We start from the raw sequence: 25,046 nt of genomic DNA, 5'->3' as shown, positions 1-25,046 counted from the left end.
ATAAAGGGAATCGTTATGTCATTACGTCAGTTATCCGCGCCGCGTCTGCGTCGTTCTCTGTTATTAACGTCGTTACTGTTGGCAGGCAGCTTCAGCGCCCACGCCGCCGAGGAGCTCCTGCGCAAAGCGGTCGGTAAAGGCGCGTACGAAATGGCGTATAGCCAGCAGGAAAATGCGCTGTGGGTTGCCACCTCGCAAAGCCGCTCCCTTGATAAGGGCGGCATCGTCTATCGTCTGGATCCGACCACGCTCGACATCACCCAGGTTATTCATAACGACCTGAAACCGTTCGGCGCCACCATCAATAACACCACCCAGACGTTGTGGTTTGGCAACACCGTTGATAGCAGCGTCACCGCAATAGATGCCAAAACCAGCGCGGTGAAAGGGCGACTGGTGCTTGATGACCGTAAACGTAGTGATACCGTGCGCCCGCTGCAGCCGCGTGAGCTGGTGGTGAATGAGAAAACCAATACCGTGTATATCTCCGGGCTGGGTAAAGAGAGCGTGATTTGGGTGGTGGATGGCGACAAGCTGACGCTGAAAGATACCATCGCCAATACCGGCGCGATGGCCACCGGGCTGGCGCTCGATGCTGACGCTAAACGTCTTTACACCACCAATGCCGATGGCGAACTGCTGACTATCGATACCGATAGCAATAAGATCCTCTCGCGTAAGAAGCTGCAGGATGACGGTAAGGAGCATTTCTACCTGAACCTGAGTCTGGATACAGCTGGTCACCGTGCTTTCATTACCGACAGCAAGCAGCCGGAAGTGCTGGTGGTAGATATTCGTGACGGGAAAGTACTGCAAAAAATCGCCGCGCCGGAATCTCTGGCGGTACTGTTTAACCCGGCCCGCAACGAAGTCTACGTCACCCATCGTAAAGCGGGTGAAGTCAGCGTCATTAATGCTAAGACCTATAAGGTCGTTAAAACCTTCAAAACGCCAACCTTCCCGAATAGCCTGGCGCTGTCCGCCGATGGAAAAACGCTGTTTGTTAGCGTGAAGCAGGAGTCAACTCGTCAGAAAGAGGCCACCGCGCCGGACGACGTAATCCGCATTGCCCTGTAATCTCAAGGGAGGGGACGCCCCCTCCTTACTCCGGGTCTCATCCTCTGTTACAAACCGCTATTAGCCTGATTACTATAAAGGTTATACACTTACTTTTTCCCGCGCGCGGCGGGAAAGTGGTAATCATTCTGGAGAAATTATGAAAAAGCCATATATGGTGATCTGCGCGGCGGCAATGCTGGCGCTTCTGGCAGGCTGCAGCTCTAATTACGTCATGACGACAAAAAGTGGGCAAACTATTGTGACCCACGGTAAACCGCAGTTGGATAAAGAGACCGGCATGACCAGCTATATCGATGAGTCTGGCAACAAACGCGAAATCAACAGCAGCGACGTTGCTCAACTGGTGGAAGATAATTAATTTTGCGGTGACGGTTTGCCCGCAGAGGGGCAAACCGTTATGGAGTGGCGCTTAGCGTTTTTCAACGCCCGGCGCCGTGCTGTGAACATCAGCCACGCGTTTACGTACGCCGAACCAACCAGCGACCAGCAGCACCGCCAGCAGCGGAATGGATCCGATGGTATAGGTGCCGTTCGGGTAGTCAAAAGCCATCAACACCAGTACGCTCAGCAAGAACAGCAGCGTCAGCCATGAAGTAAACGGCGCGCCCGGCATCTTGAAGCTTACATCCGCCGCTTTTCCTTCCTTGATAGCCTTACGCAGACGCATCTGGCAGATCACGATAAAGCCCCATGAGGCGATAATCCCCAGAGAGGCGACGTTAAGTACGATCTCAAATACCTGCGACGGCACCAGATAGTTGAGAAAGACTCCCACCACGTAAACTGCCAGTGTCGCGAGGATCCCGGCGTAAGGGACGTGATGGCGGCTCATCTTCGACATAAACTTCGGCGCTGAACCTCCCATCGACATCGAACGCAGAATGCGCCCGGTGCAGTACAGGCCGGAGTTCAGGCTGGAGAGGGCGGCAGTTAACACCACGATGTTCATCACGCTGCCGATGTACGGTACGCCGAGCTTCGAGAAGAAGGTGACGAATGGGCTTTGTCCTGCCTGATAGGCGTTCCACGGCAGCAGCAGCACCAACAGTACGACGGAACCGACGTAGAACAGGCCGATACGCCAGATCACGCTGTTAATCGCTTTCGGTACCATGGTTTCCGGATCTTTACATTCGCCCGCCGCGGTACCCACCAGCTCGATAGAAGCGAAGGCGAAGACGACCCCCTGAACCAGTACCAGAGCCGGCAACAGACCGTGCGGGAAGAAACCGCCGTTGTCGGTAATCAGATGGAAGCCGGTGGCATTGCCATCCAGCGGTTTGCCGGTACCGAGGAAAATCGTGCCGACAACCAGGAACGCAACGATAGCGAGTACTTTCACCAACGCGAACCAGAACTCCATCTCAGCAAACCATTTCACGCCGATCATATTCATGGTGCCGACGATCGCCAGCGCGCCAAGGGCGAAGACCCACTGCGGGACATCGCCGAAAGCGCCCCAATAGTGCATATACAAGGCGACGGCGGTGATATCGACGATACCGGTCATTGCCCAGTTGACGAAATACATCCAGCCGGCGACGTAGGCGGCTTTTTCACCGAGAAATTCACGAGCGTAAGAGACGAAACTACCGCTGGAGGGGCGATGGAGAACCAGTTCGCCGAGGGCGCGAAGGATGAAGAAGGAGAAGATACCGCAAACCAGATAAACCAGCGCCAGCGCCGGGCCTGCCATTTGTAAACGCGCCCCGGCGCCGAGAAACAGACCGGTCCCGATGGCGCCGCCAATGGCGATCATCTGTACCTGACGGTTGCCCATTGCTTTGTGGTAACCCGATTCGTGCGAGTTGAGCCAGTGGCGTTTCGCGGCATGATGTTCCGCCGCGTCAGTGTGTTTGTTATTCATTGATGTACCCATTTTCCTGTCAATGTCCATGAGTGGTTGTCGTATCGCGCAGCGGCGATACATCGTGCTGGCTTTCTCACTATTCTGTCGTAGAGATAAATCAGGCACGGCGCTGCATCCTACACGTAACGTGATAGTGACGCACGTAAAACATTTCACTACAGCACTTACTTAAATATCAATGAGTTCAATGACGCAACGCGTCGACGAGTAGCGCAAACGCAGCGGTATGCTGACGGCGGCTGGGATAATACAGATGATAACCAGGGAAGGAGGGTGTCCAGGCATCGAGCACCCGCACTAAACGACCGGCAACCAGCGCCTCCTCGACGCAATCATCCGGCACATAGGCCAGGCCGAGACCAGATTCAGCGGCATCAATGCGTTGCGGCAAACTATTCAGCGTCAGTTGGCCATCCACATAAACCTGAAAATTTTTACCATCGTCGGTGAATTCCCAGGCGTAAATCCCGCCGCGGGTAGGTAGGCGCATATTAATACAGCGGTGCTGATCCAGTTGATAGGGCGTCTGCGGGGCGCCGTAGCGTTGTAGATAATCGGGCGAGCCCACGACGACCATGCGCATGTCCGGGGCGATGCGCACCGCAATCATGTCCTTTGCCACCTGATCGCCAAGGCGTACGCCGGCGTCAAAGCGGCCATCGACGATATCGGCCAAGCCGTTATCGACGGTAATTTCGATATTGATATCGGGATAACGCAACATAAAGGGTTTTAATGCCGGCCATAATACCGCGCTGACGGCGTGTTCACCGGCGTTAAGACGAATATTACCCGCCGGAAGGGAGCGGCTATCCCTCAAGGCGCTGAGCTCGCGTTCAATTTCCGTGAGATGTGGACGTAAATTCTGGAACAATTTTTCACCCGCTTCGGTGGGAGCGACGCTGCGGGTGGTACGGGTTAGCAGACGAACATCAAGCCGGGCTTCGAGGTTGCGCATCGCATGACTCAGCGCGGATTGCGACACCCCAAGTTGGGCAGCGGCGCGGGTGAAACTGCGTTCGCGGGCGACCACCATAAACGACAGGAGATCGTTGAAGTTATCTTTTAGCATTATTATTCCGCATTAATGAATTTGATTCATGGCTGGAAGTTGAGTCTAAACCTTGTGCGGCAGATCCGCCACGAAGACACCCTATTGCACGCGTCTTTTATTGCGCATATCTAATTTCCGGCAGAGTACATGTGAATAAATTGTTTCTCAGCACGCGCTGCAGATTCTAATAATGCAGGCATGTTAATTAAAACGAGCCTGCGAAATGTCTTATCGAATCAGTATCCTGGATAAAAGTCCTCTGGCTCCCGGCGAAACTGCCGCTCAGGCGCTGGCGCGTACGTTAACGCTTGCGCAACAGGCGGAACGCTGGGGATATCATCGTTTCTGGATTGCCGAGCATCACAACGCGGAACAACTGGCGAGTCCGTCGCCGGAGCTGCTGATTGCCTGGATCCTCGGGCAAACCCGGCAGATCCGCGTCGGATCCGGCGGCGTGATGCTCCAGCACTATAGCCCCTACAAAGTCGCTGAAAACTTCAATTTGCTCGCCAGTATTGCGCCAGGACGCGTCGATCTCGGCGTTGGTAAAGCGCCAGGCGGTCTGCCGCTCGCCACTCGCGCGCTACAACAGGGCGTCCATCAGTATGAGAAGGGCAGTTTTGCCGAACAGCTTGCCCAGCTTGATAACTGGCTAACGTTGACCGAAAGTCAGGGTGAGGAGAGCCTGCGCGCGACCCCCATCCCGCCGCGCCGCGCCGACGGTTTCCTGCTCGGCGCCAGCGTTGAAAGTGCGCGTCTGGCAGCGAGCCTGGACTGGAACTTCGTTTTTGCCGCGCATCTCAATGGCGATAAAAATCTGTTGCAGAAGGTGCTGACGAACTGGCGTGAGTTGAGCCGCCGCGAGGTCATCGTGGCCGTACAGGTAATTGTTGCGCAAGACACCGCCAGCGCGGCCGAACTGGCGAAGCAGGTGGAAGTCTGGGGCGTCGAGCTGGCAAACGGCCAGCGGGTAACGGTGGGTAGCGAAGCTCAGGCAGCGGCCTTTGCCCGTCAGGCGGGGAGTCCGCCCACGCGCATCGAACGCCGCGAGTCTTCTCTCTTATTCGGTACTGCAGACGAGGTTAAAGCACAACTCGATGCCCTTCAGGCGCAGTGGGGAATTGATGAGTTTATTATCGATACCCCTATTGCCGAAGGCCGTGCGCGGCTGGAATCGCTGGGGTTGCTGGCGCAGGCGCATCTTGGCGCGGAGGTAACGCCATGAATTTCGAACAACAGTTGATTAGCTGGCGGCGCGAACTGCATCAGAACCCGGAACTCTCGTTACAGGAAGTGGCAACCACCGCGCGTATTCGCGACTGGTTGCAAAGCGGCGGCCTCCCGCTGCTACCTTACGAGTTAACCACCGGCGTGGTGACGGAAGTCGGTAGCGGCGACAAAATCATCGCCCTGCGGGCCGATATTGACGCGCTACCGATAGAAGAGGCCACCGGGCTGCCGTTCCGCTCGCAAAATCCCGGCGTCATGCATGCCTGCGGTCACGATATACATACCAGCGTAATGCTTGGCGCAGCGTTGTTGTTAAAGGAACGAGAAGCGCAACTGCCGGGGCGAGTGCGGATCCTGTTCCAGCCAGCGGAAGAGAGTTTCGGCGGTGCAAAAACGCTGATCCGCGTTGGGGCGCTTGACGGCGTATCGGCCATCTTTGGCATGCACAATGAGCCCAATTTACCCGTTGGCGAATTCGCCACCCGCGGCGGCCCGTTTTACGCCAACGTCGACCGCTTCGTATTCAAAGTGACCGGCAAAGGGGCGCATGCCGCCCGGCCGCATGAAGGAAAAGATGCCATCCTGCTGGCGAGTCAACTGGTGACGCTGCTGCAGAGCGTCGCCAGCCGCGAAGTGAATACCCTGGATTCGGTGGTGCTTAGCGTAACGCGCATCCAGGGGGGAAATACCTGGAACGTTTTGCCGGAAAGCGTGGAGCTCGAAGGAACGCTGCGCACCCACAGCAGTGAGGTGCAGCAGCGGGTTAAGGTGAGAGTCAGCGAAATCGCCGCCGGCTTCGCCAGCGCCTTCGGCGCGCAAATCGATGTCTTCTGGTACGCCGGGCCAACGGCGCTGGTCAATGATGAACGTTGGGCGGCATTTGCCGGCGAGGCGGCCGACCGCTTCGGTTATCGCACGCATCACGCCGATTTGCACCTGGGCGGCGAAGACTTTGCCGTCTATCTGCAGCATATCCCGGGCGCATTCGTCAGCATTGGTAGCGCCAGTGAATTCGGCCTGCATCACCCGGCCTTTAATCCGGATGAAAACGTCATTGCCCCAGCCGCGCGCTATTTCGCGGATCTGGCGGAACAGGCATTACACCATATTTAATTTTTGACAGGGTAAGGGGTCACTATGTCTGAAAAACGGCAATTACGTCTGGGGACGATTTTACATGGCGCCTCTGGAAATATGTCCGCCTGGCGTCATCCGGCGGCGCTGGCGGATGCCAGTATTAATTTTGAATTTGTGAAAGATACGGCGCAAAAAGCCGAGCAGGGGAAACTCGATTTTATTTTTGTCGCCGACGGGTTATATATTAACGAAAAATCCATTCCGCATTTTTTAAATCGTTTTGAGCCTTTAACGGTATTATCAACGCTGGCGGCGGTGACCGATCGTCTGGGGCTGGTTGGCACGCTCTCCACCTCCTATAGCGAACCGTTCACGACCGCGCGACAGTTCGCCAGCCTTGACCATTTAAGCCACGGGCGCGCCGGCTGGAACGTGGTGACGTCGCCGCTGGAAGGCTCAGCGAAAAACTTCTCCCGCGCCCAGCATCCCGATCATGCGCTGCGCTATCGCATCGCCGACGAATATCTTCAGGTGGTTAAAGGCTTGTGGGATTCCTGGGAAGATGGCGCTTTTGTGCGTAATAAAGAGAGCGGACAGTTTTTTGATAAAAATAAACTGCATACGCTTAATCATCATGGCGATTTCTTTAAAGTCGCTGGCCCTTTGAATATTTCCCGCACGCCACAGGGACGGCCCATTATATTCCAGGCAGGCGCCTCTGATGACGGCAAAAAATTAGCCGCTCGCCACGCTGATGCCATTTTTACCCACCAGGAATCATTAGCCGAAGCGCAGGCGTTTTATCAGGATGTCAAAAGCCAACTGGCTGCCTATCAGCGCAGCGCGGATCAACTGCATATTTTTCAGGGCGTCAGCGTAATCGTCGGTGACGACGCGGAGGATGCGGAGCGTCAATATCAGACCACAGCGGCGCTGGTCTCTATCGACGACGCGTTGAATTACCTGGGTCGTTACTTCGAGCATCACGACTTTGCGCAATATCCACTGGATGAACCCTTCCCGGATATTGGCGATCTTGGGCAAAACAGCTTTCGCAGCACCACCGATGAGATTAAACGCAATGCTCGGGAACGGGGATTAACCCTGCGCCAGGTGGCGCTGGAGGCTGCCAGCCCGCGCCCACGGTTTTCCGGCACGGCCAGCGAAGTTGCCGACGGCCTGCAGCAGTGGTTCGAACAACGCGCCGCCGATGGCTTCATTATTCAGGGCGGTACGCCGGAAACCTTCCCGCGTTTCGTTGATGAAGTGGTGCCATTGCTGCAGGCGCGCGGATTGTTCCGCCGCGACTATCCAGGCACCACGCTGCGGGAAAGCCTGGGGCTGGATCTGCCCATTAACCAATTCGAAAAATAATAAAAGAGAATCGCGCTATGCAGAAACCAACATTATTGCTGGCCTTCGCGTTGGCATTTAGCGCCTCGTCGTGGGCGCAGGACGTCAATATCAATGGCACCGGGGTTAGCCTGGAAGCCAATAAAACCCCGATTCATACGGCAAAAAATCCGCAGGCAATTGCGCTGTTGCCGAAAGATCTGCACCTGGCGGTTCCCGGCAAATTCACCGTCGCGGTTGCGGCGCTGAACTCGCCGCCGCTGACGGTGTTTTCTGATGACAATAAAACGTTGCTAGGCAGCGAGGCGGATATTGCGCGGCTGGTGGCGGATAGCCTCGGCCTCGAAGTCAACGTTGTTCCAACCTCATGGGAAGACTGGCCGCTTGGCGTCGCCTCCGGCAAATATGATGCCGCGATCAGCAATATTACCGTCACCAAAGAGCGCAAAGAGAAGTTCGATTTCGCCACTTATCGTAAAGATTCGCTGGGTTTTTACGTTAAAAGCACCAGCCCACTGAACAAGATCGACCACGCGGAAGATATTGCCGGGCTGAAGATTATCGTCGGCTCCGGCACCAATCAGGAGGCAATCTTACTCGCATGGAATGCGGAAAACGTTAAGCGCGGGCTTAAACCGTTTATACCGGTCTATACCAAGGATGACGCCGCGCAGACCCTGGCTCTGCAAACGGGCCGCGCCGACGCGTTCTTCGGCCCTAACGTCATAGGCGCCTGGAAAGCGGCCCTTACTGGCAAAACCAAGCTGGTGGGCAGCGTGGACGGCGGGTGGCCGAAGGCGGCGCATATCGCGGTGACGCTCAAGAAAGGCAGCGGGCTGGTTAATGCCGTACAGGCGGCGCTCAACGGCGCTATCGCCAGCGGTGACTACGCCAAAGTGCTCAACCGCTGGGGTGAGGGAGTGGAGAGTATCCCACAATCGGAAATCAACCCCGCCGGGCTGGGCGATTAACAGGAGGCGCTATGAGCGAAGCATTTCGTGATATTTCTCCGGACGCGCCGGAACTACAGCCGATTATTAGCGGCCTGTTTGCCGAGTACGCCGCCCGTTACGGCGACTATTTTTCTCGTGATGCGGAAGTGGAATTAACCGAATGGTATCTGCCGCCGCAGGGGCTGTTTATTGTGCTGGAGCGTGACGGTGAAATCATCGCCACCGGCGCTTACAAGCCGAAAGATCCGCACACCGCGGAAATTAAGCGGATCTGGACGCATCGACGCCTGCGTCAACAGGGGCTGGCAGCAAGGGTTGTACAGGAACTCGAGCGCCGGGCGGTGCTGGCAGGCTATAGCCATATTTTTCTCACCACCGGTTTTCGCCAGCCGGAAGCGGTAAAGCTCTATTTAAGCCAGGGGTATGAGGCGCAGTTTGACCTCACTCGCGACCCGGAAGAGTACAGCCGCCCGCCCTATGATGGGCGGTTGCGGTTCAGTAAAGCGCTGGCGGTTAGCGCCCTCAGCCACAGCGCTTAAGGAGGCGTCATGCAATCATCTGAAACGATTAAAGTGGTTCCGGCTCGCTATCCGCTGCGCGTCGCCGGGGCGGTATTGGCCCTGTTGGTGCTGGCGGTCGTCGTGCAGTCGGTCGCGTTCAATCCGCGCTGGGAGTGGGGGGTGTTCGCACACTGGTTCTTCGACCCGGTGATCCTTGAGGGGTTGGGGCAAACGCTGCTGCTCACGCTACTTGGTACCTTTTTAAGCGTCATCTTCGGCGGCCTGTTAGCGCTGGCCCGCTTGTCGTCGTCGTGGCTGCTCAGCAGCCTGGCATGGGGGTATATCTGGCTGTTTCGTTCGCTGCCGCTAATCGTGGTGTTGATCATTCTGTATAACTTCTCTTATCTGTACGACAGCTTATCGCTGGGGATCCCCTTCACCGGCGTAACCTGGGCGAGCTACCAGACTATCAACGTACTGGGGCAGTTCTCCACGGCAGTGGTTGGCCTGACGCTGGTGCAGAGCGCCTATACCGCTGAAATTATCCGCGGAGGCTTTTTGGGCGTGGATCACGGGCAGTATGAGGCCGCCGCCGCGCTGGGACTCCCGGCCTGGCGACGCACGCTGCGGATCATTTTGCCGCAAGCGCTGCGCACCATTTTGCCTGCGGGGTTCAATGAAATCATCAGCCTGGCAAAAGGGACGGCGATGGTTTACGTGCTGGCGATGCCGGAATTGTTCTACACCATTCAGATGATCTATAACCGTACCCAGGAAGTGATCCCGCTACTGATGGTGGGCGCCGCGTGGTACCTCGTAATTACCAGCGTGCTCTCCGCAATTCAATACCTGGTAGAACGCGCGCTGGCGCGCAGTGAACGACGCTCGGCGGTAAATAGCGTGCGTAATAATCGCGTGACCCAGCCGGATCGTCAGCCGCAGGAGGCCGTCCATGCTCAACTCTCGTAATGGTCATATTTCGATAACCGGGGTCAGTAAATACTTTGGCCGTCATAAAGCGCTGGATGATGTTTCGCTGGAAATAGCGCCGGGGACGGTGACGGTTATCCTGGGGCCGTCCGGTTCGGGAAAATCGACATTGCTGCGCACAATTAACCATCTTGAACGGGTCGATGAAGGGTTTATCCAGATTGATGGCGACTATATCGGCTATCGCCGTAAAGGCGACAAGCTGTACGAGCTGAAAGAAAAAGAGATTCTCCGCCAGCGGGTCAACGTGGGCTACGTATTTCAGAACTTCAATTTGTTCCCGCATCTGACGGTGCTGGAGAATCTGATTGAAGCGCCGATTGCCCATAAACAGGCCAGTCGGAAAGAGGCGATTGCTCGTGCTTATGAATTGTTGGACATTGTCGGTTTGCGCAACAAAGCCGATGCCTGGTCGCGGCATCTTTCCGGCGGCCAGCAGCAGCGCATCGCCATCGCCCGCGCGCTGGCGCTCAATCCGCGCGTGATCTTGTTTGATGAACCCACTTCCGCGCTGGATCCGGAACTGGTTGGCGAAGTGCTTGATGTTATCAAGAAACTTGCCCGCTCCGGGACGACGCTTGTGGTGGTAACACACGAGATCGGCTTCGCCCGCGAGGTCGCCGACCAGGTGGTGTTTATGGTCGATGGCAAAATCGTTGAACAGGGCAGCAGCGATGAAGTTTTAAATAATCCGCAACATCAGCGCACCAGGCAATTTTTATCGCGGGTGCTGGCATGAGGAAATTAGCTGCAGCGCTCATGCTGCTCCTGAGCATCGGCGAGGCGCGCGCCGAACTCGATTTGCGCGCCAATGAACGGCCATTGCCGGTAACGCGAGATGATAACGCGGTGAGTAAAATCCCGCCGAACTACCGTTTTGTGGAGCCTGGTGTGCTAACGGTGGCGATTTCGGCGTTAAATTCTCCGCCGCTGGCGCTGTTGGCCAGCGACAACCGCACGCGTATCGGCAGCGACCCGGACATTGCCCGTTTGCTGGCGGGTAGTCTGGGGTTGAAACTGAAACTGGTGCCAACGGCCTGGGAGGACTGGCCTTTGGGGATCGCGTCAGGGCGTTACGATGTGGCGTTGATTAACATCGCGGTGACCGAGAAGCGTAAAGAAAAGTTCGATTTCGCCACCTACCGCGTTGACTCGCTGGCCTTCTCGGTGAAATCAACCAGTGAGATTACCCATATCGCTAATGCAGAGGATCTGTCAGGACGTAAAGTCATTGTCGGTTCTGGCACCAACCAGGAGCGGATCCTGCTGGGGTGGAATGCGGAAAACGAAGCCGCGGGAAGGCGACCGGCATTACCGGTATATCTTACCGACGATGCCTCCGGCAATTTGTATATTCAGTCGGGCAGGGCGGACGTCTTTTTTGGCCCGCAGTCGGTGGCCTCTTACAAGGCTGCATTAAACGGGAAAACCAAAGTTGTCGGGCTCGGTCCCAAAAAAGCCTGGGTGGCAACCACCACTAAAAAAGGCAATGGGCTGGTATACGCGCTGCAGGCGGCGCTGAATGGCGCGATCGCTCGCGGCGAATATCAGCAGGTGCTCGCGCGCTGGGGGGAACAGGGGGAGGAAGTCAGGCAATCGGAGGTCAATCCGCCGGGGATAACCTATTGATGCAATGATTATTCATAGCCAGAGATTGCTATACTCATGGCTACATCGTGTGTCTTTTTAATGGATTAATCACTGTGGCCGAAAACCAACTCTTACTGGAGCAACGCTGGCAGCATCATCGTGAGCCCGCGTTGCTCGCCGCTTCCGGCGGCGCTATCGACACCATCAGCTTCATCACCTTGTTTGGCCTGTTTACCGCCCACGTCACGGGAAACCTGGTGGTGGCGGGGGCGGCCCTGGCCACCAACAGCGAAGGTATTTTATCGAAACTGCTCGCCATACCTGTTTTTATGCTGGCGGTGGCGATCGTTACGCTGGTTATCAAACGTCGAAAAATTATCACGCCGCGCTTCCTTGGCGGCTTGTTCGTTGTCGAGATCCTGCTGTTGCTGCTTTTTGGCCTGTTGGGGCTGCTGTGGCAGCCCTTTGTCGGCGCGGATAGCGCGACCGCGTTAATTACCGGGATGGCAGGCGTAATGGCGATGGGGGTGAGGAATGCAACCACCCGTTTATTATTACCCACCACCAGCCCGAGTACGATGATGACCGGCAACGTTACGCAGTTAACCATCGATGTGGTGAACTGGTGTCAGGCGCCCAACCGCGAGAATAGAGAGAAAATCAAAAAATCGGGGGCTTCGGTGCTCGGTTTTTTGCTGGGCGCAGGGCTCGGAGCGCTGGGTTACATCCTGGCGGGCTTTTACTCGGTACTTATTCCGGTGGTACTGGTGGCCATCGTCGCCTGGCGTGAATTCAGCGCCGCGCGGAATTAGTGCTACGCTAAAAGTTTTCTGCCTGGGAGCTGACGATGATGAAATTGTATGGTGTGCCGGGGTGGGGCTCGGCAATAAGCGAGATGATGTTGACCTTGGCCAACATCCCTTATCAATTTATCAATGTCGATGGCTTTGACCAGCCAGGCGCGCAGCGAGAGAAACTGCTGGCTATCAACCCCTTGTGTCAGGTGCCTACTTTGCTGCTGGCTGATGGCAGCGTAATGACGGAGTCGGCGGCGATCGCGCTGATGATCCTTGACGAGCGCCCGGATCTGGCGCCGCCAGCCGGTACGCCACGGCGCCGGCAGTTTCAACGTTTGCTGATCTGGCTGGTGGCTAACGTTTATCCTACCTTCACCTATGCCGACTATCCCGAACGCTGGACAGCCTCAGCGCCTGACGAACTGCGTGAGAGCTGTCAGCAATACCGCAAATCACTCTATCTATGGCTGGAACAACAGCTGGCTGCCGAGCCATACGCCTTAGGCGGAGATATTACGTTGTTGGATTGCTATATTGCCGCGATGTACAGCTGGGGTCCGCGGCGCGAGTGGTTTGTAGCGCATACGCCAAAGTTTGCCGCTGTTGCCCAGGCGGTTTATCGCCGTACGGAACTGCAGCAGGTACTGCGTGACAACAATCTTCTTTAAAGCACTAATTGTGACTTGTATCAGGAAACCTGTGATAGTTTTAAATTCCCAATAATAAGGAGCCTGCTATGCCACATGTTGATATTAAATGTTTTCCCCGTGAACTGAGCGAAGAGCAAAAAAATGCGCTGGCTGCGGAAATCACTGAAGTTCTGATCCGCCATCTTAGTACAAAAGACAGTTCAGTTAGCGTTGCGCTCAATCAGGTGCAACAGAGCGACTGGCAGCAGGTATGGGATAATGAAATCGCGCCGCAGATGGATTCTTTGATTAAGAAACCGGGATACCGAATGTAAAAGACCGGCCGCCGTTAGCGCATTTTCGTCACGCTAAATAGACTACCATCGGCCGAGGTCAATTTTACTTGAGCGAAAGATATGCCACTTTATTGATCCAGATCAATAAAAGTGGCTTTTTTTTGATTTCCATACCTTTCATTAATTTACCTTTTGTAAAGTAATCGGCCATTTAAGAATAATCCTAATCAACATAAATAACTGATAATATTAAACTATATAGTGTATTGCGCTTTGTATGTATTTAAATGTAGTTTTATGTTTTGATTATTATGCATATCAAAATTGTTTAGGCGATTGCTGATTTGCCATGTAACCTGCCTTTGAAATGATGATTTTTATCATGGAGAGATGAATGATAATAGGTAGTGCGTTACTTGGTTACCAATTAGAGGATGATTTTTTTTACTTCTTGAAGTACCGGGAAATAGCTACTGTAAGTGGTAATAGAAAAAACATCCGTCTACGAAAAACGATGGCCTGTTTAATTGAGTATTTATTTGAACATGGTCTTGAAAGAATGGTTAGTGATGAAGAGTTGATGGTACATGTCTGGGAGAAAAATGATTTAAGGCCTTCATCACAACGTTTATGGCAAGTGATGCAAAATTTACGTCGGATCCTGAAGGATATCGGCATCGAACAAGATATTATATTACGCGTTAAGACTCAGGGTTATTATATCAATAGTCTTTACGTTACGAGTGTTTATTCGGTAAGAACTCATAAACCATTCTGCCAGAATAATGATGCGACCGTTCAGCTTTGTGAGCTATCCGAGCTAAATTAATAGCCATAGGGTCTGCCGTATTCAAGGTATGCCTGTCGTTTTCATGTTAAGGTTATAAAATTGAAGGTGATAATTAATAGTAAGGATATCTGGTTCCGACTGGGCGTGGAACACTGTCTGCAACAGATAGCTTCTGACGATAATGAGATCGATTACGCTGAGTTGGATTTTTGTAATCATTCTATACAGCAAGCGGATCTCATTATATTGCCGTTACATGGCTATCAAGATTACAAGCATATTTATGCGCTATCTCAATTTTATCAGGGCATGATTCTGGGTGTGAGCACCTCCAGAAACGTTCACTCACGGCGGCTTTTATTTCGCCAAAATATATTATGGGTAAGCAGTCGTGAAACCATAGACAATGTTCAAAAATTATTGTTAACGATCAAGCATCGGCAATTATATCATCATGATGGTCAACCGGATTTTAGTGTAATGAAGGCAAAAGATGGGGCTCCGCTCAGCGAAAGAGAAATGATGATTATTGATCATGTCGCCAAAGGCACTCCGGTGAACGCCATTGCCAGAGCGTTGGGACTGCGGGTAAAAACCATTTATGCGCATTTAGATAAAATTAAAGCAAACTTTAACCTTAAAGGTGGAAGTCACTTTCATCGCTTCATGATAAGCCCGCCGTCTTATCACTTGCTCTAAAAGATGGTGAAAGGGAATGACGGCAGAGTTGCCGTCGTTCTGTTAATTATGTGGCGTATTCGCCTGCACGTGACGGCCGCTGGCGACAAAATTGCCGGTACCGAGGTGGTGAATAGTGTTGAGTTTGTCATCATCAAACTGCCAGCGCCCGCTGGTGAAGGCTCGCTCATCGGCCGCGGCGGCAACCACTTCGCCAAACAGCGTATCGTATTGCTCTTGTGCCGCGGTGGCGGGGAGCAAACGGCATTCCATCCACGCCAGGCATTTCTCTTCAATTAACGGTAGCCCCAGTTCGGGCCCATTCACCACCGGGATACCGTAAGCATTGAACTTATCTTCATCACGCCCGCTCACGCTGCCGACCGCATAGACCCAACTGGCGGCGGCCACGCCAGGCACTACTATGCCAAAGGCGCCGTTACGCTCAATGATCTCGCGCGTCCAGGTACTTTTATCCACCACGATAGCCACTCGCGGCGGGGCAAATTCAACCGGCATCGACCAGGCGGCGGACATCACGTTGCGGCGTCCGGATTGCGCATCATAACTGGTGATCATAATGGTCGGGCCGTGGTTGAGCAGGCGGCTGGCGTACTGAAGTTCCACGTGGCGAAAACGGCTCATAAGCGTTCCTTGGTGAGTGGGCGAATGCCTGTAAGTAGTTTATTCACAATACAAAAGTAATCAATACGTCAACCGCGACGTAAATGAGATCTCAGCGGGCGCGATCGCACAAAATACGCCGTGGCGTGGCAAAAATACGCTATAAATGTCGGACACCAAAAGCTGGAGGCGTTGATGACCCCATTTTTAAGCGCGTATTTTACTCGTCTGGCCTGGACGGGAACCCCCGATGTTTCCATAGACACCCTGCGGGAGTTGCATAGCCATCACAATAGCGCGATCCCGTTTGAGAACCTGGATGTATTGTTGCCGCGTGAAATCCATCTTGATGATCGCGCGCTGGAAGAGAAGTTAATCACCGCCCGCCGCGGCGGCTACTGCTTTGAACAGAACGGGCTTTTGCAGCGGGCGTTAAGCGAGATCGGTTTTTCGGTTCGCAGCCTGCTGGGGCGCGTGGTGTTGGCTAATCCGCCGCAAATGCCGCCGCGTACCCATCGCTTGCTGCTGGTAGAGGTCGAAGGCGAACGCTGGATTGCCGACGTCGGCTTCGGCGGCCAGACGCTGACCGCGCCGATTAAGCTACTGGCCGATATTCCGCAGCATACACCGCATGGTGTATATCGACTGGTGCACGAAGGCGATGAGTGGACACTGCAGTTCAATCATCATGAACACTGGCAGTCGATGTACCATTTTGATCTGGGGCGGCAGTATGCTTCTGATTATGTGATGGGCAACTTCTGGTCGGCGCACTGGCCGCAGTCCCATTTTCGTCACCATCTGCTGATGTGTCGTCATCTGCCGGACGGCGGGAAAATGACGCTGACCAATTTCCATTTTACCCACTGGGACAAGAACCACGTGGTGGAGAAGGTGGATCTTGCGGACGTGTCGGCGCTGTATGAAGCGCTGCAAACCCGCTTCGGATTAGGTGTAGACGACCCAAAACACGGGTTCAGCGAAGCCGCGCTGGCAGCGGTAATGGCGGCATTCGATACCCATCCCGAAGCTGGGAAATAACGTTTATAACGGGACGAGGAAAGCGCATTGTCGTCGTAGGCCGGATAAGGCGTAGCCGCCATCCGGCGTAAAGGCTGGGGCCCTGGTCGATGAATATGACCCGGAGTCGGCGCAGGCGCCTCGTCCGGGCTACCCCGTAGGCAGCAGTCGTTGTAGGCCGGATAAGGCGTAGCCGCCATCCGGCATAAAGGCTGGAGCCGGACCGATGAATATGACCCGGAGTTGGCGCAGGCGCCTCGTCCGGGCTACCGGTAAACGGGCATGTCTGCCGCCAACTCTCAGCGCCGGGAGCGCACCACCTGGTAGCGGCGGGTGAAATACTCTATCGGTGCGCTCCAGACGTGAACAAGTCGAGTGAACGGGAAGATAAGGAAGATAGTCATTCCCAGCACCAGATGGACGCGATACACCCACGCGACGCCGTCCAGATGCGCCGATGCGCCGCCGTGGAAGGTGACTACCGCCTGCGCCCAATCCACCAGTTTCAGCATTTCGCTGCCGTCCGGATGCTGGGCGGAGAACGGGATGGTCGTCAGCCCCAGCGCGCACTGAATCAGCAGAATGCACAGGATCAGGATATCCGCAGTGGTGGAGGTGGCGCGAATGCGCGGGTTGGTCAGGCGGCGCGCCAGCAGGCCAATACCGCCGACCAGAGTCAGTACGCCGCAGACACCGCCCAGCACCATCGCCATCACCTGTTTCTGCGACATCGGCAGGAACCATGAATAGACCCAGTGCGGCGTCAGCATCCCGAAGAAGTGTCCGAAGAAAATGCCGAGGATGCCGATATGGAATAAGTTCGACCACAGCACCATGCCCCGTTTATCGAGCATCTGGCTGGATGACGCGCGCCAGGTATACTGCCCGTAATCGTAGCGCAGCCAACTGCCCACCAGGAACACGGTACCGCAGAGGTAAGGGTAGATATCGTAAAAGAAGACGTTTAAGTACTGTATCATTTCGGGCCTCCGGCGCGGATGTCGACGTACTGCGGCGCCACATCCTGGCTAAAGCGTCGTTGATAAGCTTGCATTGGCGAGCTATCGCAAGCGGTTGCATTATCTTCAATAAACTTCACCTGTTCCTCTTCCCACACCGCATCCAGCGCCTGGCGGGTGTCGTCACGCTTCTCACTCGCTACCTGCCTGGTGACACTGTCACTATTGAGTGGGCTATCCGCCAGCGCAAGAAGGGTGTCAAAGAGTTGATAGTAATCGCATTCGCGCTGCTTTAAGCGTCCACCAAGCAACGCCAGAATAGGCGCGACGTTCTGCAGTCCTTCACGGGCATCGGCCAATGGGAGAGTGCTGAGATATTCAAGATATAAAGGCAGGTGGTCTGGTAGTTCGCGACAATCGATCTGCAGGCCCGCCTGTTCATACTGGTTCATCAGATCGACCATCGCCTGGCCGCGGTCGCGCGATTCGGCGTGTACGTGTTCAAACAGAAGCAGCGAGGTGGCGCGACCACGCTCAAACACCTCACACCATTCGGCCTGACGGTCGAGCAGCGGCGCCGCCAGTAATCGCCTAACAAACGGCGTCAGGACGGGCGCATCGGCGCTGACCAGCGCCAGCGCCTCCTCGCGGTTATCCCACAGCGCGTCGTCGGGATACTCCAGCAACAGAGCAATGACTTTGAGGATCCGCATTACTCGCCCTCCCCATGTCGACGTACGTCTCCTACATCAATCGCGTCGATGCGCCGACTGTTGAACAGATTGAATTTAGTATCAGAACCATGGCAACCATCGGCAAAAGTAAAGCCGCAGCCGTTGCGTTCGGGGAAGGCGTCCTCCGCCAGTTCGCGGTGGCTGGTGGGAATCACGAAGCGGTCTTCGTAATTAGCGATCGCCAGGTAGCGATACATCTCTTCCACCTGCTCGACGCTAAGACCCACTTCTTCAATGGCGCGTGTATCGGTCACGCCTTCAACGCTTTGCGAGCGTTTGTAATGGCGCATCGCCATCATGCGTTTTAACGCTCGCAGGACCGGGCCGGTATCGCCGGCGCTCAGCAGGTTCGCCAGATACTGTACCGGTATACGCAGGCTTTCTACCGCCGGCAGAATGTTGCCGTTGCTCGGCAGGCCGCCGGCGTCCGCGACTGACTGAATCGGCGACAGCGGCGGCACGTACCAGACCATCGGTAAGGTGCGATATTCCGGGTGCAGAGGTAGCGCCAGCTTCCAGTCCATCGCCAGTTTATACACCGGTGATTTCTGCGCCGCTTCAATAACGTTATGCGGAATACCCTGTTTCAAGGCCTCTTCGATGACCGCCGGATCGTTCGGATTAAGGAACACATCGCACTGGCGCTCGTAGAGGTCGGTTTCATGCTCGGTGCTGGCCGCTTCTTCGATGCGGTCCGCATCGTACAGCAGCACGCCGAGATAGCGGATACGGCCGACGCAGGTTTCGGAGCACACCGTCGGTTGCCCGGACTCAATGCGCGGATAGCAGAAGATGCATTTTTCCGATTTGCCGCTCTTCCAGTTAAAGTAGATTTTTTTGTACGGACAACCGCTGATGCACATCCGCCAGCCGCGGCATTTATCCTGGTCGATCAGCACGATACCGTCTTCTTCGCGCTTGTAGATGGCGCCGCTTGGGCAGGTCGCCACGCAGCTCGGATTGAGGCAATGTTCGCAAAGACGCGGCAGATACATCATGAAGGTGTTTTCAAACTGGCCGTACATCTCCTTTTGCATCGCTTCGAAGTTACGGTCTTTGGCGCGTTTTTCAAACTCGCCGCCGAGTAACTCCTCCCAGTTTGGCCCCCAGGTGATCTTATCCATCCGTTCGCCGCTAATCAGCGAACGCGGGCGGGCGGTAGGCAAGTATTTGCCCTCCGGCGCGTTGTGCAGGTGCTGATAATCGTAGGTAAAGGGTTCGTAATAATCGTCAATCTGCGGCAGTACCGGGTTGGCGAAAATCTTCGACAACACGCTGACGCGGTTGCCCAGACGCGGAGTGAGCTTGCCGCTGATACCGCGGATCCAGCCGCCTTGCCACTCGTCCTGATCTTCCCAGTTTTTGGGGTAACCGATACCAGGCTTGGTTTCCACGTTGTTGAACCACGCATATTCCATCCCTTCGCGGCTGCTCCACACGTTTTTACAGGTGACGGAGCAGGTATGGCAGCCGATGCATTTATCCAGATTCAGCACCATTCCGACTTGTGAACGTATTTTCATTTCTTCGCCTCCTGTACCTGGTCGCGACCTTCGCCATCCAGCCAGTCAATGTTTTTCATTTTGCGGATCATAATGAACTCGTCGCGGTTGGAACCGACGGTGCCGTAGTAGTTAAAGCCGTAAGCCAGTTGGGCGTAGCCGCCAATCATATGCGTGGGTTTTGGACAGACGCGGGTGACGGAGTTGTGGATACCGCCGCGACGACCGGTCACTTCCGAACCTGGGATATTCATAATGCGTTCCTGGGCGTGATACATCATGGTCATGCCCGGCGGCACGCGCTGGCTTACCACCGCACGCGCGGTGAGGGCGCCGTTGGCGTTGAAGGCTTCAATCCAGTCGTTATCTTCAATCCCCAGTTCTTTTGCGTCGGTTTCGCTTAGCCAGACGATAGGCCCGCCGCGCGACAACGTCAGCATCAGCAGGTTTTCGCTATAGGTAGAGTGGATACCCCATTTCTGATGCGGGGTCAGGAAGTTGAGCGCTTTTTCCGGGAAGCCGTTTGGCGGCACTTCTTTCATCTGGCTGACGCTGCGCGTATCGATCGGTGGGCGATAGGCCACCAGACTTTCGCCGAAGGCGCGCATCCAGGGATGATCCTGATACAGCTGTTGCCGCCCGGAGAGGGTGCGCCACGGGATCAGTTCGTGAACGTTGGTATAACCGGCGTTATAGGAGACATGTTCGCTCTCCAGACCAGACCACGTTGGGCTAGAGATGATCTTGCGCGGCTGCGCTTGAATATCGCGGAAGCGGATTTTCTCATCCTCTTTATTCAGCGCCAGATGAGTGTGGTCGCGGCCGGTAAATTCTCCCAGCGCTTGCCAGGCTTTCACCGCCACCTGGCCGTTGGTTTCCGGCGCCAAACTTAAGATGACTTCACTGGCGTCGATAGCGCTGTCGATACGCGGACGACCTTTAGCCGGACCGTCGGGCTTGACATAGTTAAGTTTGCCGAGGAAGTCGACCTCGCTTTGCGTATTCCACGAAATGCCTTTACCGCCGTTGCCGAGCTTATCGAGTAATGGCCCCAGCGAGGTGAAGCGTTCCCAGGTGGCAGGGTAGTCACGTTCAACCAGCGCAATTGACGGCGCGGTTTTGCCTGGAATGAGATCGCATTCGCCCTTGCGCCAGTCGAGGACATCGAACGGCTGTGACAGCTCAGCCGGAGAGTCATGCTGCAGCGGCACCAGTACTACATCGGTCTCTTTATCAAGGTGGCCGATGCACACTTCAGAGAAACTTTTTGCAATGTCCTTATAGATTTCCCAATCGCTTTTCGCCTCCCAGGCCGGATCGACGGCGGCGGAAAGCGGGTGGATAAACGGGTGCATATCCGAGGTGTTCATATCGTCTTTTTCATACCAGGTAGCGGTCGGCAAGACGATATCGGAGAACAGGCAGGTACTGGACATACGGAAATCGAGGGTCACCAGCAGATCGAGCTTGCCCTCAATCGCCGCGGTCTGCCAGTCGACTTCCTCCGGCTTCACGTCAGAGGAGGAGCCAAACTCCTCGCCCTGAATACCGTTATCGGTACCGAGCAGATACTTGAGCATGTACTCATGGCCCTTACCGGACGATCCCAACAGGTTCGAACGCCAGATAAACAGGTTGCGCGGGTGGTTGTTGCCGCTATCCGGCTGCTCGGCGGCAAAGCGAATATCGCCTGTTTTTAACGACTGGACGGTGAAATCGGCCGGGGATAGCCCGGCGGCGTCGGCCTGCTGCTTGATGCTCAGCGGGTTAACGTTAAGCTGCGGCGCGGAGGGCAGCCATCCCATGCGTTCGGCGCGAACGTTGAAGTCAATCATATGGCCGCTGAATTTGCTGGTGTCGGCCAGCGGCGACAGCAGCTCCTGAGCGGTTAGTTTTTCGTAGCGCCACTGGCTGGCATGGTTGTAGAAATAGGAGGTACTGTTCATCTGCCGCGGCGGACGAGTCCAGTCCAGCGCGAACGCCAGCGGCAGCCAGCCGGTCTGCGGGCGCAGTTTCTCCTGGCCGACATAGTGCGACCAGCCGCCGCCGCTCTGGCCGACGCAGCCGCAGAACACCAGCATGTTGATCATCCCGCGGTAGTTCATATCCATGTGGTACCAGTGGTTCACACCGGCGCCGAGGATAATCATCGAACGGCCATGGGTTTTATGCGCCGTATCGGCGAACTCGCGGGCGATTTGTTCGATATGTTGACGCGGTACGTCGGTGATCTGCTCGGCCCATGCCGGGGTATAGGCTTTGACATCCGCGAAGTCACGCGCGGTGTTGGCATCGTCAAGGCCGCGATCCAGACCGTAGTTAGCCAGCACCAGGTCATACACGCTCACTACCAGAGCGTTTTCTCCACTGGCTAGCGGCAGTTGTTTAGCAGGCAGTTGATGAAGCGTTATCGGCTCCTGCTTCACGCTGCGGAAATGCGGGTTTTCGTTGCCGCCGAAATAGGGGAAGCCCACCGACACCACGCTATCGTGCATATCCAACAGCGATAGTTTTAATTCGACGTCCCGGCCGTTAGCCCGTTGTTCGAGATTCCATTTGCCTTTTTCGCCCCAACGAAAGCCGATGGAGCCGTTCGGCGCGACCAGTTCGCCGTCAGCGTTATAGGCGACGGTTTTCCATTCCGGGTTATTACTTTCTCCCAATCCGTCAAGCAGGTCGGCGGCGCGTAGCATACGGCCCGGCGCATAGCTGCCGTCATCTCGACGGTCGAGCATCACCAGCATCGGCATATCGGTATAGGTACGGCAGTAGTTGAGAAAGTAATCGCTCGGATTATCGAGATGGAAAGTTTTGAGGATGACGTGGCCCATCGCCATCGCCAGCGCGCTGTCGGTACCTTGCTTCGGCGCCAGCCACTGGTCGCAGAGCTTGGCGACTTCCGAATAATCCGGAGTAATGGCGATGGTTTTGGTGCCCTTGTAGCGCACTTCGGTGAAGAAGTGGGCGTCCGGGGTTCGGGTCTGCGGGACGTTCGACCCCCAGGCAATAATGTAGCTGGAGTTGTACCAGTCGGCGGATTCCGGCACGTCGGTCTGTTCACCCCAGGTCATCGGCGAAGCGGGCGGTAAATCGCAGTACCAGTCATAGAAGCTCAGGCAGGTACCGCCGATCAACGATAAATAGCGGGTACCCGCGGCGTAGGAAACCATCGACATCGCCGGGATCGGCGAAAAACCCGCGACGCGATCCGGACCGTAGTTTTTAATGGTCCAGACGTTGGCCGCGGCGATCAGTTGATTTAACTCTTTCCAACTGGAGCGAACAAAGCCGCCTTTACCGCGAATTTCTTTGTAGCTGCGGGTTTTCAGCGGGTCCTGCATGATGCTATCCCAGGCCAGTACCGGGTCGGGATGCTGCGCCAGGGCTTCGCGCCACAGCTCAATTAGCCGTTTACGCGCCAGCGGGTACTTAAGGCGGTTGGCGCTGTAGAGATACCAGGAGTAACTGGCGCCGCGCGGGCAGCCGCGCGGTTCGTGGTTTGGCAGGTCCGGCCGGGTGCGCGGATAATCGGTCTGCTGGGTTTCCCAGGTGACCAGGCCGTTTTTGACATAAATTTTCCAGCTGCAGGAGCCGGTACAGTTCACCCCATGCGTGGAGCGGACAATTTTGTCGAATTGCCAGCGTTGCCGGTAGCTATCTTCCCAGTCACGGTTATTGTCGTAGACCTGACCGTGGCCGTTGGCGAAGGTTTCGCGTTTCTGCTTAAAGTAGCGAAAGCGATCCAGTAATTTACTCATGACATTTCTCCTGCTCCGCTAATGTCCGGCATCGTGCCATCCGGTAAATAGGTCGTTATGGTTGTGCTGGTTTACGGCGGCCGTAGACCAGCCAGGTCACCAGCACGCAAACCACATAGAAGACAAAAAAGACTTTCATCGCGCCTACCGGCGAGCCGGTCATGGCCAGAGAGGTACCGAAGGCTTTTGGAATAAAGAAGCCGCCGATGGCGCCGATAGCGGCGATAAAACCGAGCGCGGCGGCGGTATCGGTCACCGCTTCGTGCTGGGCCTGTTCGTCGCTGCCGCCGCGCTTTTTCACACTGTCGATGGTGAGCTGGCGGAAGATCACGGCGATCATCTGGAAGGTGGATCCGCTACCGAGACCGGCGGTTAGGAACAGGCCCATAAACACCACGTAGAAAGCGAGGAAGCTGCCGGAACCGGAGCCCGGCAGGGTGAGGAAAAGCAGGCCGGTAAAGACCGCCATCAGAACGAAGTTGACCAGCGTCACCCGCACGCCGCCCAGACGGTCGGAAATGATGCCGCCGAAGGAGCGCGCCAGCGCGCCGATAAACGGGCCGAAGAAGGCCAGTTTCAGGATATCGACATCCGGAAACTGGGTTTTCGCCAGCATCGCGAAGCCGGCGGAGAAGCCAATAAACGAGCCGAAGGTGGCCAGATACAGCAGACTTAGCAGCCACATATGCGGGCGCTTCAACACCGGTAGCTGATCGCGAATCGAGGCTTTAGAACTGGCAATATCGTTCATGCCGAACCACGCGAAAACGGTGGCGATGACCAGTAGCGGCACCCAAAGCAGCGGTGAGTTGCCGAGCCACAGCATGGCGCCGCCCGGTTGCTCAACGCCGCGGACGCCCAGAAAGGTAAAAATCGGCAGAAAGATAAAAATGGGGGAGACCAGTTGCATCACGCTGACCCCGAGATTGCCGAGCCCGCCGTTAATCCCTAACGCGCTGCCTTGTTTGGCTTTGGGGAAGAAGAAGCTGATATTGCCCATACTGGAGGCGAAGTTAGCGCCGGCAAAACCGCAAAGTAACGAAATAGCGATAAATACCCAGTACGGGGTAGTTGGATTTTGTACTGCCAACCCCAGCCATAAACAGGGAATCACCAGAATAACCGTGCTAATAACCGTCCAGTAGCGCCCACCCATTATAGGTACCATAAAGGAGTAGGGTACGCGTAATATTGCGCCAGAAAGCGAAGGTAGCGCCGTTAATAAAAAAAGCTGGTCGGTAGTGAAATTAAAACCCACTTTATTGAGATTGACCGCAACCGCGCTAAATAACATCCAGACGCAGAAGGCGAGTAACAGACAAAATACGGAAATCCATAAGTTCCTGCGTGCAATGGCTTTCCCTTTATTTTCCCAGAAGGCGTCATTTTCTGGTCGCCAATCCTTTAAAAGATAATGATTCTTTTTATCACCTTCTATCGACATAACACCCTCACTAAAGCGTACGAGATCAAAAGGATAAATAAAAAAACAGCTGAAGCTGTGCAGGCTGGAATTAAGGCTCAGCTGTTTTTAATAATTGTATTGTTTGAGAATAGATAAG

22 protein-coding genes and 1 pseudogene are annotated in these 25,046 nt (G+C 55.2%); 15 read left to right on the top strand and 8 right to left on the bottom strand.

The window, feature by feature from the left end; all coding sequences use genetic code 11:
• The first annotated feature begins 15 nt into the window (after window positions 1-15).
• Both PGR29_RS02315 and PGR29_RS02310 read left to right on the top strand, forming a co-directional pair.
• Window positions 16-1,077: a YncE family protein gene (locus PGR29_RS02315; protein ID WP_316423980.1), complete on the top strand. Its 1,062-nt coding sequence runs from the start codon at window positions 16-18 to the stop codon at window positions 1,075-1,077.
• Window positions 1,078-1,216: 139 nt separating this feature from the next.
• Window positions 1,217-1,438, top strand: a complete 222-nt coding sequence (locus tag PGR29_RS02310) for a YgdI/YgdR family lipoprotein (protein WP_015366425.1) — start codon at window positions 1,217-1,219, stop codon at window positions 1,436-1,438.
• Window positions 1,439-1,489: 51 nt separating this feature from the next.
• Here the strand turns inward: PGR29_RS02310 and ansP are convergent, their stop codons facing one another.
• Together ansP and PGR29_RS02300 are read right to left on the bottom strand one after the other, a co-directional pair.
• On the bottom strand, window positions 1,490-2,947 hold the full coding sequence (ansP, locus tag PGR29_RS02305) for an L-asparagine permease (protein WP_045382500.1): 1,458 nt from the start codon (window positions 2,945-2,947) through the stop codon (window positions 1,490-1,492).
• 187 nt (window positions 2,948-3,134) lie between these two features.
• Window positions 3,135-4,022 carry a LysR family transcriptional regulator gene (locus PGR29_RS02300; RefSeq protein ID WP_271032615.1) on the bottom strand — a complete coding sequence of 296 codons (888 nt, stop codon included), beginning with the start codon at window positions 4,020-4,022 and terminating at the stop codon, window positions 3,135-3,137.
• A gap of 205 nt (window positions 4,023-4,227) precedes the next feature.
• Here PGR29_RS02300 and PGR29_RS02295 point away from each other — a divergent pair, with 205 nt between their 5' ends.
• The 12 genes and pseudogenes from PGR29_RS02295 (at window position 4,228) to PGR29_RS02240 (ending at window position 14,908) form a co-directional block, all read left to right on the top strand.
• Window positions 4,228-5,229 (top strand): MsnO8 family LLM class oxidoreductase, encoded by a 1,002-nt coding sequence (locus PGR29_RS02295; RefSeq protein ID WP_213793966.1) that lies wholly within the window; start codon window positions 4,228-4,230, stop codon window positions 5,227-5,229.
• Window positions 5,226-6,347 carry a M20 peptidase aminoacylase family protein gene (locus PGR29_RS02290; RefSeq protein WP_087859552.1) on the top strand — a complete coding sequence of 374 codons (1,122 nt, stop codon included), beginning with the start codon at window positions 5,226-5,228 and terminating at the stop codon, window positions 6,345-6,347. Before PGR29_RS02295 ends, PGR29_RS02290 begins: the two co-directional genes overlap by 4 nt.
• Before the next feature lie 24 nt (window positions 6,348-6,371).
• Window positions 6,372-8,635, top strand: a pseudogene (locus tag PGR29_RS02285) (NtaA/DmoA family FMN-dependent monooxygenase).
• A gap of 11 nt (window positions 8,636-8,646) precedes the next feature.
• The gene (locus PGR29_RS02280; protein ID WP_316423979.1) at window positions 8,647-9,156 is read left to right on the top strand and encodes a GNAT family N-acetyltransferase; all 510 of its coding nucleotides are present in this window, start codon (window positions 8,647-8,649) and stop codon (window positions 9,154-9,156) included.
• Between the two features lie 9 nt (window positions 9,157-9,165).
• Window positions 9,166-10,086, top strand: coding sequence for an amino acid ABC transporter permease (locus PGR29_RS02275; RefSeq protein WP_316423978.1), 921 nt, complete (start codon window positions 9,166-9,168; stop codon window positions 10,084-10,086).
• Window positions 10,070-10,846 carry an amino acid ABC transporter ATP-binding protein gene (locus PGR29_RS02270; protein ID WP_113373290.1) on the top strand — a complete coding sequence of 259 codons (777 nt, stop codon included), beginning with the start codon at window positions 10,070-10,072 and terminating at the stop codon, window positions 10,844-10,846. Before PGR29_RS02275 ends, PGR29_RS02270 begins: the two co-directional genes overlap by 17 nt.
• Before the next feature lie 20 nt (window positions 10,847-10,866).
• Window positions 10,867-11,736: an ABC transporter substrate-binding protein gene (locus PGR29_RS02265; RefSeq protein WP_113373291.1), complete on the top strand. Its 870-nt coding sequence runs from the start codon at window positions 10,867-10,869 to the stop codon at window positions 11,734-11,736.
• Window positions 11,737-11,810: 74 nt separating this feature from the next.
• Entirely contained in the window at window positions 11,811-12,509 is a 699-nt protein-coding gene (locus PGR29_RS02260; RefSeq protein WP_047080862.1) for a YoaK family protein, read from the top strand.
• A 35-nt stretch (window positions 12,510-12,544) separates the two neighbouring features.
• Window positions 12,545-13,162: a glutathione S-transferase family protein gene (locus PGR29_RS02255; RefSeq protein ID WP_087859559.1), complete on the top strand. Its 618-nt coding sequence runs from the start codon at window positions 12,545-12,547 to the stop codon at window positions 13,160-13,162.
• 68 nt (window positions 13,163-13,230) lie between these two features.
• Window positions 13,231-13,458 (top strand): tautomerase PptA, encoded by a 228-nt coding sequence (pptA, locus tag PGR29_RS02250; protein ID WP_015366439.1) that lies wholly within the window; start codon window positions 13,231-13,233, stop codon window positions 13,456-13,458.
• Between the two features lie 355 nt (window positions 13,459-13,813).
• Window positions 13,814-14,248: a winged helix-turn-helix domain-containing protein gene (locus PGR29_RS02245; RefSeq protein WP_316423977.1), complete on the top strand. Its 435-nt coding sequence runs from the start codon at window positions 13,814-13,816 to the stop codon at window positions 14,246-14,248.
• A 66-nt stretch (window positions 14,249-14,314) separates the two neighbouring features.
• On the top strand, window positions 14,315-14,908 hold the full coding sequence (locus tag PGR29_RS02240; protein ID WP_271032727.1) for a helix-turn-helix transcriptional regulator: 594 nt from the start codon (window positions 14,315-14,317) through the stop codon (window positions 14,906-14,908).
• 42 nt (window positions 14,909-14,950) lie between these two features.
• Here the strand turns inward: PGR29_RS02240 and PGR29_RS02235 are convergent, their stop codons facing one another.
• Complete coding sequence (locus tag PGR29_RS02235) at window positions 14,951-15,532, bottom strand: flavin reductase family protein (RefSeq protein ID WP_213316149.1); 582 nt, start codon at window positions 15,530-15,532, stop codon at window positions 14,951-14,953.
• A 174-nt stretch (window positions 15,533-15,706) separates the two neighbouring features.
• On the opposite strand from PGR29_RS02235, the gene nhoA reads away from it, so the two are divergent.
• Window positions 15,707-16,552 carry an N-hydroxyarylamine O-acetyltransferase gene (gene nhoA / locus PGR29_RS02230; RefSeq protein WP_213316148.1) on the top strand — a complete coding sequence of 282 codons (846 nt, stop codon included), beginning with the start codon at window positions 15,707-15,709 and terminating at the stop codon, window positions 16,550-16,552.
• 278 nt (window positions 16,553-16,830) lie between these two features.
• On the opposite strand, the gene narI is transcribed toward nhoA, so the two are convergent.
• The 5 genes from narI to PGR29_RS02205 are packed head-to-tail and all read right to left on the bottom strand — an operon-like array spanning window position 16,831 to window position 24,928.
• Window positions 16,831-17,511, bottom strand: a complete 681-nt coding sequence (gene narI / locus PGR29_RS02225; RefSeq protein WP_015366445.1) for a respiratory nitrate reductase subunit gamma — start codon at window positions 17,509-17,511, stop codon at window positions 16,831-16,833.
• Window positions 17,508-18,203 (bottom strand): nitrate reductase molybdenum cofactor assembly chaperone, encoded by a 696-nt coding sequence (narW, locus tag PGR29_RS02220; protein ID WP_316423976.1) that lies wholly within the window; start codon window positions 18,201-18,203, stop codon window positions 17,508-17,510. Before narW ends, narI begins: the two co-directional genes overlap by 4 nt.
• Window positions 18,203-19,747 (bottom strand): nitrate reductase subunit beta, encoded by a 1,545-nt coding sequence (gene narH / locus PGR29_RS02215; protein WP_316423975.1) that lies wholly within the window; start codon window positions 19,745-19,747, stop codon window positions 18,203-18,205. The genes narW and narH overlap by 1 nt, the downstream gene beginning before the upstream one ends.
• Window positions 19,744-23,484 carry a nitrate reductase subunit alpha gene (locus PGR29_RS02210; protein WP_316423974.1) on the bottom strand — a complete coding sequence of 1,247 codons (3,741 nt, stop codon included), beginning with the start codon at window positions 23,482-23,484 and terminating at the stop codon, window positions 19,744-19,746. Before PGR29_RS02210 ends, narH begins: the two co-directional genes overlap by 4 nt.
• Window positions 23,485-23,539: 55 nt before the next feature.
• Window positions 23,540-24,928, bottom strand: a complete 1,389-nt coding sequence (locus tag PGR29_RS02205; protein ID WP_213793974.1) for a NarK family nitrate/nitrite MFS transporter — start codon at window positions 24,926-24,928, stop codon at window positions 23,540-23,542.
• Window positions 24,929-25,046: the final 118 nt, after the last annotated feature.

It is taken from the genome of Klebsiella sp. 141203, from assembly GCF_032601985.1.
Classification (GTDB): domain Bacteria; phylum Pseudomonadota; class Gammaproteobacteria; order Enterobacterales; family Enterobacteriaceae; genus Klebsiella; species Klebsiella aerogenes.
This window is presented reverse-complemented; position numbering and strand designations above follow the sequence as displayed.

What these genes read in the sequence shown, in the direction of transcription:
- narI (WP_015366445.1), bottom strand. Translation starts at nt 17,511, where the DNA reads ATGATACAGTACTTAAACGTCTTCTTTTACGATATCTACCCTTACCTC.
- ansP (WP_045382500.1), bottom strand. Translation starts at nt 2,947, where the DNA reads ATGAATAACAAACACACTGACGCGGCGGAACATCATGCCGCGAAACGC.
- PGR29_RS02295 (WP_213793966.1), top strand. Translation starts at nt 4,228, where the DNA reads ATGTCTTATCGAATCAGTATCCTGGATAAAAGTCCTCTGGCTCCCGGC.
- PGR29_RS02245 (WP_316423977.1), top strand. Translation starts at nt 13,814, where the DNA reads ATGATAATAGGTAGTGCGTTACTTGGTTACCAATTAGAGGATGATTTT.
- narH (WP_316423975.1), bottom strand. Translation starts at nt 19,747, where the DNA reads ATGAAAATACGTTCACAAGTCGGAATGGTGCTGAATCTGGATAAATGC.
- PGR29_RS02290 (WP_087859552.1), top strand. Translation starts at nt 5,226, where the DNA reads ATGAATTTCGAACAACAGTTGATTAGCTGGCGGCGCGAACTGCATCAG.
- pptA (WP_015366439.1), top strand. Translation starts at nt 13,231, where the DNA reads ATGCCACATGTTGATATTAAATGTTTTCCCCGTGAACTGAGCGAAGAG.
- PGR29_RS02270 (WP_113373290.1), top strand. Translation starts at nt 10,070, where the DNA reads ATGCTCAACTCTCGTAATGGTCATATTTCGATAACCGGGGTCAGTAAA.
- PGR29_RS02280 (WP_316423979.1), top strand. Translation starts at nt 8,647, where the DNA reads ATGAGCGAAGCATTTCGTGATATTTCTCCGGACGCGCCGGAACTACAG.
- PGR29_RS02275 (WP_316423978.1), top strand. Translation starts at nt 9,166, where the DNA reads ATGCAATCATCTGAAACGATTAAAGTGGTTCCGGCTCGCTATCCGCTG.
- PGR29_RS02300 (WP_271032615.1), bottom strand. Translation starts at nt 4,022, where the DNA reads ATGCTAAAAGATAACTTCAACGATCTCCTGTCGTTTATGGTGGTCGCC.
- narW (WP_316423976.1), bottom strand. Translation starts at nt 18,203, where the DNA reads ATGCGGATCCTCAAAGTCATTGCTCTGTTGCTGGAGTATCCCGACGAC.
- PGR29_RS02235 (WP_213316149.1), bottom strand. Translation starts at nt 15,532, where the DNA reads ATGAGCCGTTTTCGCCACGTGGAACTTCAGTACGCCAGCCGCCTGCTC.
- PGR29_RS02310 (WP_015366425.1), top strand. Translation starts at nt 1,217, where the DNA reads ATGAAAAAGCCATATATGGTGATCTGCGCGGCGGCAATGCTGGCGCTT.
- PGR29_RS02255 (WP_087859559.1), top strand. Translation starts at nt 12,545, where the DNA reads ATGATGAAATTGTATGGTGTGCCGGGGTGGGGCTCGGCAATAAGCGAG.
- PGR29_RS02210 (WP_316423974.1), bottom strand. Translation starts at nt 23,484, where the DNA reads ATGAGTAAATTACTGGATCGCTTTCGCTACTTTAAGCAGAAACGCGAA.
- PGR29_RS02205 (WP_213793974.1), bottom strand. Translation starts at nt 24,928, where the DNA reads ATGTCGATAGAAGGTGATAAAAAGAATCATTATCTTTTAAAGGATTGG.
- PGR29_RS02265 (WP_113373291.1), top strand. Translation starts at nt 10,867, where the DNA reads ATGCTGCTCCTGAGCATCGGCGAGGCGCGCGCCGAACTCGATTTGCGC.
- PGR29_RS02315 (WP_316423980.1), top strand. Translation starts at nt 16, where the DNA reads ATGTCATTACGTCAGTTATCCGCGCCGCGTCTGCGTCGTTCTCTGTTA.
- nhoA (WP_213316148.1), top strand. Translation starts at nt 15,707, where the DNA reads ATGACCCCATTTTTAAGCGCGTATTTTACTCGTCTGGCCTGGACGGGA.